Origin of the sequence: Bacillus sp. NTK074B, from assembly GCF_017303375.1 — a bacterium.
Taxonomy (GTDB): Bacteria; Bacillota; Bacilli; order Bacillales; family Bacillaceae_B; genus Rossellomorea.
Genome location: NZ_JAFKOH010000008.1, coordinates 65,059 through 80,062 on the forward strand (window position 1 = coordinate 65,059; position 15,004 = coordinate 80,062).

The 15,004-nt window shown below is 47.5% G+C and carries 13 protein-coding genes; 5 read left to right on the forward strand and 8 right to left on the reverse strand.

The annotated features are described in order from the left end of the window. Window positions 1-6 precede the first annotated feature (6 nt). Entirely contained in the window at window positions 7-1,176 is a 1,170-nt protein-coding gene (locus JI667_RS14355) for a Ger(x)C family spore germination protein (protein WP_206855937.1), read from the reverse strand. Then, window positions 1,173-2,660, reverse strand: coding sequence for a spore germination protein (locus JI667_RS14360; protein ID WP_206855940.1), 1,488 nt, complete (start codon window positions 2,658-2,660; stop codon window positions 1,173-1,175). The genes JI667_RS14355 and JI667_RS14360 overlap by 4 nt, the downstream gene beginning before the upstream one ends. Window positions 2,661-2,888: 228 nt before the next feature. On the opposite strand from JI667_RS14360, the gene JI667_RS14365 reads away from it, so the two are divergent. Then, window positions 2,889-3,902, forward strand: coding sequence for a cyanophycinase (locus JI667_RS14365; RefSeq protein ID WP_206855943.1), 1,014 nt, complete (start codon window positions 2,889-2,891; stop codon window positions 3,900-3,902). A gap of 77 nt (window positions 3,903-3,979) precedes the next feature. Here the strand turns inward: JI667_RS14365 and JI667_RS14370 are convergent, their stop codons facing one another. Then, the gene (locus JI667_RS14370; RefSeq protein WP_206855945.1) at window positions 3,980-4,558 is read right to left on the reverse strand and encodes a type 1 glutamine amidotransferase family protein; all 579 of its coding nucleotides are present in this window, start codon (window positions 4,556-4,558) and stop codon (window positions 3,980-3,982) included. Between the two features lie 144 nt (window positions 4,559-4,702). On the opposite strand from JI667_RS14370, the gene JI667_RS14375 reads away from it, so the two are divergent. Continuing rightward, window positions 4,703-5,953, forward strand: coding sequence for an ATP-binding protein (locus JI667_RS14375; RefSeq protein WP_206855948.1), 1,251 nt, complete (start codon window positions 4,703-4,705; stop codon window positions 5,951-5,953). 174 nt (window positions 5,954-6,127) lie between these two features. Here the strand turns inward: JI667_RS14375 and JI667_RS14380 are convergent, their stop codons facing one another. From JI667_RS14380 to JI667_RS14400, 5 genes are all read right to left on the reverse strand, one after another. Then, the gene (locus JI667_RS14380) at window positions 6,128-6,904 is read right to left on the reverse strand and encodes a phosphatidylserine decarboxylase (RefSeq protein ID WP_206855951.1); all 777 of its coding nucleotides are present in this window, start codon (window positions 6,902-6,904) and stop codon (window positions 6,128-6,130) included. Further along, window positions 6,901-7,443 (reverse strand): helix-turn-helix domain-containing protein, encoded by a 543-nt coding sequence (locus JI667_RS14385; protein ID WP_206855955.1) that lies wholly within the window; start codon window positions 7,441-7,443, stop codon window positions 6,901-6,903. Before JI667_RS14385 ends, JI667_RS14380 begins: the two co-directional genes overlap by 4 nt. A 128-nt stretch (window positions 7,444-7,571) precedes the next feature. Further along, on the reverse strand, window positions 7,572-8,165 hold the full coding sequence (locus tag JI667_RS14390) for a hypothetical protein (protein WP_206855958.1): 594 nt from the start codon (window positions 8,163-8,165) through the stop codon (window positions 7,572-7,574). A 116-nt stretch (window positions 8,166-8,281) separates the two neighbouring features. Then, window positions 8,282-10,498: a catalase/peroxidase HPI gene (gene katG / locus JI667_RS14395; protein ID WP_206855968.1), complete on the reverse strand. Its 2,217-nt coding sequence runs from the start codon at window positions 10,496-10,498 to the stop codon at window positions 8,282-8,284. A gap of 207 nt (window positions 10,499-10,705) precedes the next feature. Further along, window positions 10,706-10,930: a hypothetical protein gene (locus JI667_RS14400; RefSeq protein WP_206855971.1), complete on the reverse strand. Its 225-nt coding sequence runs from the start codon at window positions 10,928-10,930 to the stop codon at window positions 10,706-10,708. A 122-nt stretch (window positions 10,931-11,052) separates the two neighbouring features. Here JI667_RS14400 and JI667_RS14405 point away from each other — a divergent pair, with 122 nt between their 5' ends. The 3 genes from JI667_RS14405 to JI667_RS14415 are packed head-to-tail and all read left to right on the forward strand — an operon-like array spanning window position 11,053 to window position 14,986. Then, window positions 11,053-12,663 carry a spore germination protein gene (locus tag JI667_RS14405; protein WP_206855975.1) on the forward strand — a complete coding sequence of 537 codons (1,611 nt, stop codon included), beginning with the start codon at window positions 11,053-11,055 and terminating at the stop codon, window positions 12,661-12,663. Then, window positions 12,653-13,864, forward strand: coding sequence for a Ger(x)C family spore germination protein (locus JI667_RS14410; RefSeq protein ID WP_206855979.1), 1,212 nt, complete (start codon window positions 12,653-12,655; stop codon window positions 13,862-13,864). The genes JI667_RS14405 and JI667_RS14410 overlap by 11 nt, the downstream gene beginning before the upstream one ends. Window positions 13,865-13,885: 21 nt before the next feature. Beyond that, complete coding sequence (locus tag JI667_RS14415; protein ID WP_206855982.1) at window positions 13,886-14,986, forward strand: GerAB/ArcD/ProY family transporter; 1,101 nt, start codon at window positions 13,886-13,888, stop codon at window positions 14,984-14,986. The last annotated feature ends 18 nt before the right edge of the window (window positions 14,987-15,004 follow it).

The following is a 15,004-nucleotide window of genomic DNA, read 5'->3' on the forward strand; positions in this document are numbered from 1 at the left end:
TTTCTCTTATTGTTTAATATGGCCTAATCCTCTGAATTGAACATCTACAAATGTCTCAACTTGTGGGGAAGAAAGGAAATCCTTCTCATTTCGTTTCTCTTCCCATACATCGGGATGTTGACGATAAAGGGCATCTTGAAGTCCAATGACGTCCGTCCCCTCCTCTTCTGTCTTCTGGATGAACTTCTCTATGTCGGACTTGATCTGCGTTTCCATTTTCTGCTCCAGCTTCTTCTCGTAGGCTAAGCTGTTCAAATCTTTACTGCAGGAAAACTGCTCAAGGTTTCCTTCTAATTTTACTCTCAGTCGGAATCTGACTGGGTCCGTTTCCGCTCTAAGGGAAGACGAGGTTTTGATCGTGTTGAGAGTGAACGAAGGATCACTGTTGGGACACTGGGTGGAAATCGAGACAACCTGATCGACTCCCTTGATCAAGGCCAACGTATTGCTTTCCTCCTGGGTTAAGTAGGAGGAAAGCTTCTCCCCTTTAAATGTTGCGAAGCCCTCAAGGGAAAGGCGGGTTCCAGGGGTGAAACCTTCGATATTCGTCTTGGACATCCCTTTCTCCACGTTTCCGAGAACCACCATGTAAGGGATTACGATGTCCGAAGTCTTGTCAGTAAGATAACTCTTAATCCGTTCTGAAGAAGCGCCCACCAGGTTCCCCCAGGCTTCTGTGGAATTCTTTAGCATAGTATTCGTATAAAGGGAAGACAGTTTCTTCTGAGGAGTGAACAAGTTCAGGAAAACATCCGGGCGTTCTTCTTTTAAAATGATGGTGTTGGTATTTGCCGGAACCCGAGGGTCACGGATCAGAAAATCCAGGGTTTCCGTCAACCCTTCTTCTTTCACTAGCTTCTCACTCATGACTACGATTTGAAGGGTGTCAAGAATTGGCTCCTTCAAAGATTCCTTTTTCATTTTCTGGATGGCTTCGGGTATGGTTCTCCCCATGTGGGTATAGGTGAACCCGCCTGTCGGGTCCACAGAGTTCTTCTGATTCGCAGATGGGTTGAAGATCTGCAGGGTAACGGTATACCCTTCTTCTGCTTTATCCACTCCGAGACCTGACACCAGTTCAACCTCATCTAACCGGTTGTTCTTGACATAGCTCACAAGGATGATGCCCATCAGGATAAAAAGGATGGTGATGAGACGTAATTTCGTTACATTCACGATTCATTCTCCTTATTGGAAGGATCCTCCATCGGCTCTTCCTTATGAAATAGCGGTATGCTCTGGTTGATTTCCGGGATAGGATTTCGAACAAAAACGTCCTTGGCCATGTCCCTCCGTGCAAATGGAGTAATGGGGGACAGATAGGGAACGGTGAAGGACCGTAAATAACAGAGATGGACTAAAAGCAATAGCGTGAATAAGGCAAGTCCGTACAGCCCGAGAAGAGCCCCGATCAGAATCAGACTGATCTTTAGTATCCTGACTGAGTAGTTCATGATGGCTATCGGAACGAGACTGGAATAAATAAACGAAACACTGACGATGACCAGGGTAATGGGCTGAACGAGCTGGGCCTCTACAGAAGCCTGACCGAACACAATGGCCCCGAATAAAGAAAGGGTGATGATGACGGCCTGTGGAAGACGGGTCGTTCCCTCAAAGATGGCATCTGTCAGCATGACAACCGCCAGTACCTCAAAGGCGGTGGGAAATGGGACGAGTTCTTGTTGTGCGGTGAATCCCACCAGCAGATTCACCGGCAGGAGCCCCTTATGGAAGGTGGTGAACGCCACATAAAGGGCTGGGATATAAAGAGCCACCCAGAAAAAGATAAACCGGAGGGACCGCACATACTTTGTTGCTTCACTCTGGATAGAATAATCGTCCGCAGACTGAAAGAATTGAATAAATACTGCAGGGGCAATCAGGGCATATGGACTTCCATCTACAACGATGCACACCCGCCCCTCCAAGACCTCCGCCACGGCAACGTCGGGTCTGTCCGTGTCAAGAATTAAGGGAAAAAGGGTTTTTGACTCTTTGGTTAAGTACTCTGAAATATAATTGGAACCAATGACCGATTCCAGGGAGATGTCTGTAAGCTTTTGTTTAATGGCCTTCAGGATGTCACGGTCGACTACATGATCAAGATAAACAAGGGAGACAGACGTCTGAGTGATATGGCCATAGGTTTCGGTTTCAACCTTTAGGGAGGGGTTTTTGATATATTTGCGGATCATTCCCACATTTCCGCTGCGGCTCTCCGTGAATCCCACATCTGGTCCCTGGACGGTCCGCTGCCCTTTGGGACTTGAGGGGGATCGCTCCTCCCATTTGGATGTATCGGCGGCAAGGACGTCTTGCCGATCTTCAAAGAGGATAAGAGTGGCTCCTTCCATTAACTTTGCGATGATCGTATCAGGATCGGTAATCGTTTCGATATTGGTCACTTGAATGACCTGTTGTATTAAAAAAGGGAGGAGCCGTTCCTTGTCAACGCAGGTTCGATTCTGCATAAAGGGTTCAATGATATGCTCCTGGATCGATGTTGTGTCCACAATGTTCTCTATGTAAAGAAGGCAGGCTTGAAGATCGTGACCGGCTACATGTAAGTAGCGTATTTTCAAATCGGAGCTGTTCCCGCATGATGTAAGAAGCGCAGAGACTCTTTCTTCCAACGTGCCTGTTTGGTTCGTATTCATAACGTTCACCCTTATGATTGTGTCAATACGTTAGTATGCGCGAAATGTATATAGGCCATTCTTTCAGAAAGCCGTTTTCTTTAATGGTATTTCTGGTGGAAATGGATGGAAACCAATAAGAACCAATTGAATTTTAAATATTCTTATTATTCAGTCGTATAGCCGTTTTAGACATTGGCATGGAACTTGCATTAAGGTTGGTGATTGAATAAAAAGGAGGACGAGCATGTGAAGAAATGGATCGCTGGATGCTTGGTAATGGTTTTATGGGGAAGCACCGTGGTGACGGCAGGTGCTGCAAGAAGCAGCTATACGTACTACCCTTATGGAAGTCAAGCCGATGTCACGACTCAGACGACGTACGGTGTGAATATGATGGGAGGATCGACGGATGTGGATGAGGCGATGAGGTGGATGGCAGAGAAAGCGAATGGAGGGGACTTCGTGATCCTCAGAACGTCGGGAAGTGACGGGTACAATCAGTACTTATATGATTTAGCTGCAGCCAATCAGTCTCCGCTTAATTCAGTGGAAACCATTCTGTTGGAAAACCGGAACGCTTCGTATGACAGCTTCGTACTGAATAAAGTGAAGAATGCTGAAGCTGTTTTCTTTGCAGGTGGAGATCAGTTTCTATATGTGGATTATATTGAAGGGACTCCATTGGAGGATGCATTGAATTCGAGGATTCAGAAAGGGATTCCCATCGGCGGGACGTCTGCCGGACTCGCAATCCAAGGAGATTTCGTCTATGACGCCGCCAACGGAACCGTCTATTCGGATGAAGCGTTGGCTGATCCTTACAACCGCTATATGACGTTCTCAAGGAACTTCCTTGAGAATCGTTATTTGGATCATACGATCACGGATAGTCACTTCGAGCAGCGGGACCGGATGGGGCGCCTGGTGGGATTCTTATCACGGAATCTCTTGGATGGATGGACCACTGAGGCGAGGGGGATTGCCGTGAACGAGCAGACGGCTCTGTTAATCGAAGCAGATGGATCAGCAAGGGTCGTCGTACAGCCTGGCGGGACCAATCAATCCGTGTATCTTGCCAAAGCGGCTTCCCGGCCCAGCCAGGTATCACCGCTCTCAATCAGTGGTATTAACATCATTAAGCTGAATGACGGAGATACCATCGATATGACAAACTGGACGAATCACACAGGCTATTCCTATCAGCTCGATGCTGTTGACGGTGTATTGAATTCATCAAGCGGATCGATTTATGGGAACTAGATAGAAGACGGGAGGGACGGACCTATAGGTCCGTCCCTCATTTTTATGGGAGCCAAGGGACCCCTGGCTCTCTTTTGTTAAACGGACGGAATCGAGCCCTTCTTAAAGAACCCGTACCAATTCTCAATGTCTTTCTCGTCCCGTACGTTCAATTCCAATAAGATTTCTCTTGTGAATTCTAGGGCAGCCGTCCCATTCGCCGTGATCAGACCGTTGTCACGTACGGAAGGTTGGGCTATGTAATGTTCTTCCCCACGATAAGCCGGTGCTCCTTCTTTTAAATAAGGAAGTGAATTTCCCGTATGCCTGCTGTGATCAAGAAATCCGTGCATGCCGAGGAATGTTGTGGCGTCGCAAATCGCTGCGACGGGAATGTTTTGGTCGAAACAATCCTTCACCAACTTCTCGATCTTCTGATTCTTCTCTTCCCGCCACGTGGTTCCGCCAGGCAGGATTAACATGCTGAACGTTTCTGGAGCATCATCCATGCTGTAATCAGGAAGGACCTTCAACCCGCCCATGGAAATCTTGGGCTCTTTGTCGAGTGCTACGGTCTCAACCTGATAGCCAGTTGAAGACTTATTCAACTCCGCTGTGACATAGCTTGCTTCCCAATCGGCGAAGCCGTCTGTTAGAAATACCAACACTTTTTTCATATGCATCTCCTCCTTGTTCCATTTTACCATAACGGGTTTCGCATATATTCCATATATATGGAATGTAGAGTGAATATGGAAATTTACTGGTCTCATCTTCCAGATTCCCTTATAATGGTGACAGAACACAAGGGGGATTAATGTTTGGATAGCATCCAGGAATTTTTAATCAATTTATTAGTGATTGTCATGTCCATCCTTTTTATCCAATTTTGGATGAATAAAAGGGGAACGGACAGCAGGCATAATGAGGTTATTATATTTCTTTCATTAGGGTTTTCCATTCTGTTGTGTATGCTGTTCCCTTTCAAAATCAGTAACGGCCTCATATTCGATCTGCGTTTCATTTCCTTTGTACTGGCCTGCTTCTATGCCCATCCTGTCACTGCGGTCCTTTTAGGGGGAGTGGTGGCTTTGATCAGGGTCATCTATGGTGGGGAAGGTGTGTGGATTGCCATTGTGACACTGCCTGTTTTATTTACATCTAGCATGTTGCTCCGCAGTACTTTTGATCGGAGTAAGCTTAGGGGACGTCTGTTCCTTTCCTCTTCCCTGGTCGTTTTCACCTGTACAGGGATCGTAATCAGTGTTTCTACCATCCTTCAAGTGCCGCTGACCCTTTCTTTTTCCCTGTTGTACATTTTTATACATGTGGCGGGGATGATGATCTCTATTAGTCTCACAGAATATTTTCGCCAACAGAACCTGATCCTCACCCGGCTGATCCGGATGGAAAAGATAGAGATCGTGAGTCATCTTGCAGCGAGCATCTCTCATGAAATCAGGAATCCCCTTACTACATCAAGGGGATTTGTTCAGATGGTGCAGGAATCACCGGAGGTCACGGAGAAAGATAAGGAATTCCTGGCATTGGCCATGGGAGAGATGGATAGGGCAACTGATATCATTCATGACTATCTGACCTTTGCAAAGCCTGCTTCGGAGAACATCAAGATACTATCTGCTAAAGACGTCATAACCGGGGCGATCCAGGTTATTCAACCCCTGGCCAATATGAATAATGTGCTTATCCATTCAAGCTTGGAGAATATGTCGATTAAGGGAAACTCCGGCTTGTTTTTACAGGTCCTCGTCAACATTTTGAAAAATGGGATTGAATCGATGCCCGACGGAGGGGCCATTCATGTCACCCTAAGCTGTAAGGACGATAAGGTTTGTATACTCATTGAGGATGAAGGGGCGGGGATGACTCCGGTCCAAGTCTCACGCCTCGGAGAACCTTACTTCTCTACGAAAGAGGGAAAAGGAACGGGCCTGGGGATGATGGTCGTTTACAGGGTGATCGAAGCGATGAACGGAGACATCCAAATCAAGAGCGAAGTCGGTACAGGGACCGGAATCGGTATTTGTTTTCCAAAGGCGGAGGATTGTTGACCAGATGGTCTTCAGCCCCTGTCTTTTTTTATTGTGTTGTTGGGTGGAGTGCTAGTTTATAAGTTAGAAAGGAGAACGGAAAACAAAGAGGAAGAAGAACGGGAGTGTGTAGGGCGTGATGTCCGGTAACATCGAAAAGGCGCCTGTCTCCAGTTGGAACAGGCGCCTTTTTGGTTATGACTGCCACTTCCCGATTTCCTCTCCCATCTTCACGGGTCCTTTATCCCTGGTAAAGCGAAACTTTCCTTTCGGCACACAAAGAAGGACCGTGGAGCCAAATGAAAAGTACCCATACGGATCTCCACGATGAACAACTTGAGCCGTATTTGTCCTCACAATCGAGTTCACGTTCAGCGCCCCGACCATGACGTGGGCAAGAGGGGATCCTGACACATCAAACCTGGAGACGAGCCGGTAATTCCTGGTGAGTGGACGGAGCCCGTGGGTGAGTCCGAGTTCGTTTACGGGATCGGCGTGTTTGCCGAGGGTGTAGACTTCCTCAACGCGGGCATCGATCGGGACGTGGACCCGGTGGTAGTCGGTCGGACTCAGGTAAAAGATGAGAACCTGTCCGCCTGAGTACGGTGCGGCTTTCTCAGCAGATCCCAACAATTCTTCCACCGTATAATCCTGTCCTTTGACCATGAACGTACTCTCCGGTGTCAAGTCGTCTACAACAGATAGATAGGCGTCGCATGGGCTGACGAATGCATCGGGAGTATCAGCGATCGGTCGTGCATCCGGCTTCAGTTCCCGTGTGAAAACATCATGGAGCGTCCCGTACTCCCGGAGTTCCCGAGTCGCTTCTTCCATATTCAATTTATAGACTTTGGCAAAAGAAGCGATGAAGGGTTTACTTACTTTTGATTGGGCGAACTTCCGCAATCCTTTTGCGATGACGGGATGTCCGTTCAGTTCGAATACTTTTCTGTAAAATGTGGATCTGATCATTGGTTGTCACGTCCTTTAGGGTCTGGTATGAGCATTTGGATGAGAGAGATTTTATCGTTTTCTTGGGACGGCCGGTTCGGTTTGAATTTGCTCAGAAGCTCGTTCATACCGTCCGTCAGCTCCTTGAGTTCTTCAGGAGTCAAATACAGGTCTAACTGGTTATATCCGAACGACTCCCGGGTGAGGTCAGGGGTGTCCTGAAGGTAGTTCCTGGCCTGACCTGTCACGGTGGATAAGAAGGTCATGAACCATTTAAGATGCTCTTCCCCTGACAGCTGCTGTACATCTTCCACGGTCATATAGGGACTGTCTTCCTGTATGGCATACGTTTTCTCCACAGCGCCACGGATTTTCCGTTCATCGATAATGTGAATGATTTTGCTTTTCGTCAATCGATTCAAGTGACGGTAAAGGGTGGCCTGTGGGACATCCGTCATCCATTCCTTCAGCTCATGTGCCGTCGCCGCTCCCTTGGAGAGATGCTGTATGATGCGCATCCGGACGGGGTGGAGGATCAAATCTGTATCTATATCGGTCATTCAACTACATCCTTTTAGAATTATTATCAATACTGATAATAATGGAGGGAGAGGGGTTTGTCAATGAGTTTGTGAAGGGTAGGAGGCTCACCGCCAGCCCCGCGGAAAGCGAGCACCTGGAGCGGAAATCAACCACCACTCGCTACATCAAAAAGCAACAATGTATACGAAAACAGCCTTTTAAAAAAAGGATTCCGGATGGACGGGGGATTCGCAGAACGAATTCTACCATTCACTAAAAAAAGCCCTCCTATCGCCAAAAAGGAAGGGCCTTGACTTACTTCAACTGCTTTTGGACAAACAAATAGTCTTCTTTGTTGTAGGATGGCCGGATCTTTACTGGATTCAGTTAAGGCGGCATCAGGTTTTTTGCGTTTCTTCGACAATCGATAAAGATAGGTGAGCAAAAGGATCAGGATCATCCCTAAAGTTCCAAACACTGCTTTCTTCTGTGTCCCATTTTTATGTAGGGAGTCAGCAAGGTCGGTACCCCCAATGATTCGGTACAAAACTCTCCACTTAGGCAGCTCTCCATCCCAGTCAACAGATTTCGTATCGGGATCGATGATGATAGGGGGAGCGTTGGAATAGATCACTTTCTCTTCTATTGAAAAATGGGCTTTTAGTTTATTGGCCACTGATAAGGTGGGTATGGTAAGCAGATATCCTATGGATGAGCAAAGAAGTAGAAATAAAAGGGTGGCGAGTATATTCTTTTTCATCTATTTCCTCCATCAGTTTCAGGAATATATTGTAAGTTAATGGTAGCAGAACCCTGCTTGTTTTAACAGAAAAATAACACGCCCCATCCAAAAGGATAAGGCGTGTCACTTATTGTCTATCTCAAATCAAACCGGTCCGCATCCATCACCTTCACCCAGGCGGCAACGAAGTCACGGACGAATTTCTCCTTGTTATCATCCTGTGCGTATACTTCAGCCAGGGCACGAAGGACAGAATTCGAACCGAACACCAGGTCGAAGCGTGTAGCCGTTCTCACGACTTCACCGGTCTTGCGGTCGCGGCCTTCATATTGATTGAAGCCGGCTGGTTTCCATTCGATGCCCATGTCCAGAAGGATCACAAAGAAATCGTTGTTCAGTGTACCGACGCGGTCTGTGAAGATGCCGTGTTTCGATTCACCGTGATTGGCGCCTAAAGAACGCATGCCGCCAATCAAAACGGTCATTTCCGGTGCAGTCAAACCAAGAAGCTGTGATTTATCCACGAGCATTTCTTCCGGGCTGACGGCGTATTCCTGCTTCTGATAGTTGCGGAATCCGTCTGATACTGGCTCCAATACTCCGAAGTTTTCGGCGTCGGTCTGTTCCGCCGTTGCATCGCCGCGGCCAGGTGAGAATGGAACGGTCACATCGAAGCCTGCTTTACGTGCGGCTTTTTCAACGCCTGCGTTTCCGCCCAATACGATCAGATCGGCAAGGCTGACTTTTTTATCGAGCTTGCTTTGAAGATCCTCGTAGACGCCAAGGACTTTCTCAAGCTGAGCCGGTTCGTTTACTTCCCAGTCCTTCTGAGGAGCTAAGCGGATGCGTGCACCATTCGCTCCACCACGCATGTCGGAACCGCGGTAGGTGCTGGCGGATGCCCAGGCCGTTTTTACGAGTTCACTAACGGTTAAACCTGTGTCAAGGATTTGTTGTTTCAGTGAAGCCACTTCACTGTCAGAAAGATCGTAGTCCACTGCCGGAACCGGATCCTGCCAGATCAATTCTTCGTCCGGAACCTCTGGACCCCAGTAGCGTGCTTTCGGCCCCATGTCACGGTGAAGAAGCTTGAACCAGGCACGGGAAAAAGCGTCGGCGAATTCTTCCGGATTTTCATAGAAATGACGGGAGATCTTCTCGTAATCCGGATCCATCCGGAGGGCCATATCCGCCGTCGTCATCATGGTCTTTACTTTGATGGATGAATCTTCGGCGTCAGGAGCCATATGTTCTTCGGTCATGCCGACCGGAGTCCATTGGGAAGCGCCGGCTGCGCTCTTCGTTTTCTCCCATTCGTAGCCGAAGAGAAGGTCGAAGTAGCCGTTGTCCCATTTCGTCGGGTTCGTCGTCCAGGCACCGTCTACACCGCTTGAAATCGTGTCGCGGCCTTTTCCGCTTCCGTATGAGCTGATCCAGCCGAGTCCCTGGTTTTCGATGTCTGCGGCTTCCGGATCGTCGCCGACAAGCTCAGCGTCACCGGCTCCGTGGGCTTTACCGAATGTGTGACCACCGGCAATCAGGGCGACGGTTTCATAATCGTTCATCCCCATGCGTCCGAACGTGTCGCGAATATCACGGGCGCTTCCGAGTGGATCCGGTTCTCCGTTCGGGCCTTCCGGGTTGACGTAGATGAGTCCCATCTGTACGGCAGCAAGTGGGTTCTCAAGCTCACGGTCCCCTGAGTAGCGGTTGTCAGCGAGCCATTCCTTCTCATTACCCCAATACACATCTTCTTCCGGATGCCAGATGTCTTCGCGTCCTGCACCGAAGCCGAACGTCTTCAAGCCCATGGATTCAAGGGCCACATTTCCTGTCAGGACAAGAAGATCCGCCCATGAAATTTTGTTTCCGTACTTTTGTTTGATCGGCCAAAGAAGGCGTCTTGCTTTATCAAGGTTGACGTTGTCCGGCCAGCTGTTCAGGGGAGCGAAGCGCTGTGCACCTGACGAACCGCCTCCACGTCCGTCGGTTTCACGGTATGTACCTGCCGCGTGCCAGGACATGCGGATGAAGAAAGGACCGTAATGACCGTAGTCGGCTGGCCACCAATCCTGGCTGTCTGTCATCAGGTTGTGAAGATCCTGCTTCAACGCATCGTAATCAAGTTTTGAGAACTCTTCTTTATAGCTGAAGTCTTCTCCCATGGGGTTCGATTTCCGGTCGTGCTGGCGAAGCATGCTGAGGTTGAGCATATTCGGCCACCACTCTTTGTTCGTCGTTCCTCCAGGGGCTGTTGTCGTCGTGATAGCACTATCCTTGTGATGAGTGAACGGACATTCTCCCGATGCGGCAGAGTGGTCCTTTTGATCAGGGCGATTTTCTTTTTCCATAACGATTCACCTTCCCGTTTTGTAAAATGGAGTAAAGCAACTACCACTTGAATAGTGTGATAATTATAATAATTCTTAATTACATTATAAAAGATTGGAATGGGTATGGAAAGTGTGAAGCTTCTCAGAATGGAGAATTTTAAGATGATGGGAACAGAAGGGGGGGAATAAAAAGGTGAGAAGGACAGAGGGGGAGTTGGGGAAAGCTCATTTTTCTGCTTTTTTCTTCTTATATACATCATAGGATACTCCAGCCAGGAAAGTGATGAGTAGAAAGGAGAGCACAAATAATTCGGCCACTTCCATGACGCGGAAGGGGCTGTATGCGTTTTGCCATGCTTTCGAAATGGCGAAACCCTGCAGAAGATCAAGACCGATCGAGAAAGCCAGTAAACATCCCATCATTAATAAAGTAATACCCATGATTTTCATGTTGATCACGCTCCTCTTACTAGCTTTTTCTCATAGAGGGTAGTTCATACGGTGTAAAAAATTACATAAAGATCCCGTATTTGGTTAGAGTAATAAAAAATAAGAGAAGGGTGTCACAACCTATGTCTTCGTTCTTCAAAAGCCGAAAACAAAGAAAGAAACAGGAGCCAGATGCGGAAAATCCGGCTCAGCCTGACGATCATATACAAGAATCCCTATCGGACAATCTTGAGGTCATCAGGGAAAAAACCGGAAATAGTTCAGACGTAATCATTCGCCATGTGAACATGGGGGAGAAGTCTACGATTCAAACGGCGATTCTTTATATTGAAGGAATTGTGAATGATCAATCGATCCAGGAATTCCTGCTGCAATCGATGATGAAAGATGAGCATAATAAGACGTTCACTGAACACGATGCATTGGAAGTGCTCGCAGATGACATGATGACGGTTGGGAACGTGTCGTCTGTTGAAACATGGGAAGACCTGTTTTCCCACTTGATGGGTGGTGACACGGTTGTCCTGATCGATGGAATCCCTAAGGGGTTGAGTGCCTGCACGAAAGGGGGGGAAACCCGGGCCATTTCTGAATCCACCACTCAAATGGTTGTTCGGGGTCCTAAAGGGGCTTTTACAGAGTGTATCGGAACCAACACCGCTATGGTACGCCGCATCATCAAGACTCCAGATTTATGGATGGAGTCCGTAAAGGTGGGGCGCGTCACCAAGACGGATGTGAACTTGATGTACATACATGGCATTGCCAATGATGAAGTGGTGAAAGAAATCCGTCAGCGGCTGAACAGAATTGACATCGACAGCATATTGGAGTCAGGGTATATCGAACAGTTGATAGAAGATCAAACGCTGACGCCTTTTCCCACCATTTTTAATACTGAAAGGCCGGATGTTGTGGCAGGGAATCTGTTTGAGGGTCGGGTTGCCATATTTGTGGACGGAAGTCCTTTTGTGTTGATTGCTCCTGCTGTGTTCGTTCAATTTTTTCAATCGGCTGAAGACTATTATGCCCGGTTTGATATTGCGACGTCTATTCGTCTGTTACGGGTATTGATGTTTGCGATTTCCCTTATTGCTCCTGCGACATTTGTGGCCGTCACTACTTTCCATCAGGAGATGGTGCCGACAACCCTCATTGTCGCCATTGCGGCTCAAAGAGAATCTGTTCCTTTTCCGGCATTTGTTGAAGCTCTTCTGATGGAGATCACCTTTGAGATCCTCCGGGAGGCCGGACTTCGACTGCCGAAAGCGATTGGTTCCGCTGTTTCAATCGTCGGGGCACTTGTGATTGGACAGGCGGCGGTTCAAGCGAGCATTGTATCACCGGCCATGGTCATCATTGTATCGATCACGGCAATTGCAAGCTTTGCCACTCCTTCCTTTGATATGGCGATCTCTGCCCGCATGATCCGTTTCTTGTTCATGATTGGGGCAGCGACTTTCGGTTTTTACGGTATCATTTTGATCTTCCTCTTGATGGTCGTCCATTTATGCAGTTTACGTTCCTTTGGTGTGCCCTATATGGCTCCGCTTGCTCCATTTATCCCCGTTAATAATAAAGATACGTTTGTTCGTTTGCCATGGTGGACGTTGAGACAAAGACCTCGCTTAATAAGTGCGAATACGACGAGGGAAGGGTCACGGCAAGGCCCGGATATTCCTGCTTCCCGTAAGATGGTGAACCGGGACGGAGGTGGCAGCAATGAAACGTAAAGGGACGCTTATCCTGACCATATTACCCATAATCCTCTTCCTTTCCGGTTGTTGGAGCAAGAAAGAGTTAACGGATCTTGCCATCGTGGCAGCCATAGGAGTGGATAAAACCGACGACGGAAAATACACCATGACCCTGCAGATCATCAATCCTGGGAATGTGGCCGGTGGGATACAGGGAACACAAAGTCCTCCGGTTACGATCTACTCGGCAACAGGTGATAATTTAGTGGAAACAAGCAGGCAAGCCTCGAGCAAGATTTCCCGAAGATTATATTATGCACATGCGAATCTCGTCGTCATTGGAGAAAAACTTGCCAGAGAAGAAGGAGTAACGAAAATTATCGATGCCATCGACCGTGATCATGAATTCCGGATTACAACGACTATGGTGATTACGAATTCTTCCACTGCAAAGGATCTGCTGAAAACCTTGACCCCCGTAGATAAAATACCAGCCAATAAAGTGCTGAAGGCATTAGAGTTCTCTCAAAAAGCATGGGGGCACAGCCTGAAGACCTCAATCCAGGACGTCATGAAGGGATTGCAGTCATCCGATGGGTCGACTGTGGTTTCAGGATTTCGACTGGTCGGGGATCCCGAGATTGCGAGCCGTTTAGACAACATTCAGGAGAGTGAACCGGAATCCACCCTTGAATCCAGTGGCATCGCCATTCTCAAAGATGGGAAACTCGTGGACTGGTCTTATGGTGAAAGAGCAAGGGGAACAGTATGGGTCAAAAATGAGATTCAGGGGACGGACCTCAATATCGATTGGAAAGGAAAGAAGGAAGCGATTGCGTATCAAACGATTCGTCAGAAAACAAATGTGTCAGGAAAAATGAAAAATGGGAAGCCTCATGTTTCCGTTCGTACAAGAGTAGAAGGAAGTATCGGAGAAATGAATGTCCCCTTGGATATCACGGATGGACTGGTGATCTCAAAGATAGAGAAAAAGGTGGAGAAAGAAATCAAAAAGGAAATCAAACAAGCAATTGAACAAGCTAAGTCCAATCAGGCAGATGTCTTTGGATTCGGTGATGTTATCCGTCGTTCTTCACCACAAGATTGGCAAAAGATGAAACCGCTGTGGAACGACGTATATTTTCCTGAATGTCAGGTGGATGTCACAGTCGAAGCCTTTGTTCGTCGCGCTGGTCTTAGAAATAAATCGTTTCTTTCAAGCTTGGAAGAAGAGTGAGGAAAAGGGGGGACCCGTAAAGTGGAAAAGGCGAAAATCAGCAGCATACAGCTCTTTGTCATGATGGTTCTGTTTGAAATGGGAAGTGCTTTACTTGTCCCTCTTGCCATCGATGCCAAAAAGGATGCGTGGCTTTCCATCATGATCGGAATGATTGTCAGCTTCGCCCTTTTGCTCGTCTATCACAAATTGTATTGGTATTATCCATACCTCCTTCCTTCAGAGTACATGCAAAAAATTCTCGGGAAGGCAGCGGGGACACTCCTTGCTTTCCTATACATAGCTTATTTCATGTACAATGCTTCCAGGGTATTGCGTGATTTTGGTGAAATGTTGTTGACGTTTGCTTATCCTGAAACCCCTCTATTCATCGCCAATGCATTGTTAATGCTGGTGATTATCTATATGGTCCAAAAAGGGATCGAAGTGATCGGGCGGTCAGGGGAGCTGTTGTTTATGTTCATGTTTACCCTTTCGGTTGTTGGATTCATCTTGATCGTCGTGTCCGGTCTGATTGATTTAACCAACCTGGAGCCTGTTTTGGAAGAGGGACTTAAGCCCATTCTGAAAGTCGTCTTCACTCAAACCTTATATTTCCCGTTTACAGAAGCGTTTGTCTTCACGATGATCCTGCCGTATTTAAATAATCCCAAGAAAGCGAAGTTGACCATGTTCTGCGCCACAGGGTTGAGTGGGATTAACTTAATTCTGACGATGCTCATTAATATCAGTGTCCTCGGAGTGGATTTGACGGCACGTTCCCAATTTCCCCTGCTCAGCACGGTTCAGTCGATCCAGGTAGCCGATTTCCTGGAACGCCTGGATGTGTTTTTCATGCTTGGCTTAGTCATCGGGATTTTTTTCAAAATCAGTATATTGTTTTATGCGGCTGTCATCGGGACGGCCAGCCTGTTTAAGGTTCATTCCCCTTCTAAGCTTTCGTACCCTTTAGGTCTGATCGTTTTATTTATCTCCATGTCGATTGCAAGCAATTTCCAAGAACACATCCATGAAGGATTAAAGGTAGCCATGTATGTCCTTCATCTCCCGTTCCTCGTGGTCATCCCGATTCTCCTTCTCCTGATTGCCTTTGTGAAAAATCGAAAAAAGACAGGGGGATAAGGTCTTTCTGCCGGAATG

Bases quoted from the DNA above. Each gene is read 5' to 3' on its own strand.
- JI667_RS14360 (WP_206855940.1), bottom strand. From the start codon at position 2,660: ATGAATACGAACCAAACAGGCACGTTGGAAGAAAGAGTCTCTGCGCTT.
- JI667_RS14370 (WP_206855945.1), bottom strand. From the start codon at position 4,558: ATGAAAAAAGTGTTGGTATTTCTAACAGACGGCTTCGCCGATTGGGAA.
- JI667_RS14380 (WP_206855951.1), bottom strand. From the start codon at position 6,904: ATGATCAGATCCACATTTTACAGAAAAGTATTCGAACTGAACGGACAT.
- JI667_RS14385 (WP_206855955.1), bottom strand. From the start codon at position 7,443: ATGACCGATATAGATACAGATTTGATCCTCCACCCCGTCCGGATGCGC.
- JI667_RS14390 (WP_206855958.1), bottom strand. From the start codon at position 8,165: ATGAAAAAGAATATACTCGCCACCCTTTTATTTCTACTTCTTTGCTCA.
- katG (WP_206855968.1), bottom strand. From the start codon at position 10,498: ATGGAAAAAGAAAATCGCCCTGATCAAAAGGACCACTCTGCCGCATCG.
- JI667_RS14400 (WP_206855971.1), bottom strand. From the start codon at position 10,930: ATGAAAATCATGGGTATTACTTTATTAATGATGGGATGTTTACTGGCT.
- JI667_RS14405 (WP_206855975.1), top strand. From the start codon at position 11,053: ATGTCTTCGTTCTTCAAAAGCCGAAAACAAAGAAAGAAACAGGAGCCA.
- JI667_RS14410 (WP_206855979.1), top strand. From the start codon at position 12,653: ATGAAACGTAAAGGGACGCTTATCCTGACCATATTACCCATAATCCTC.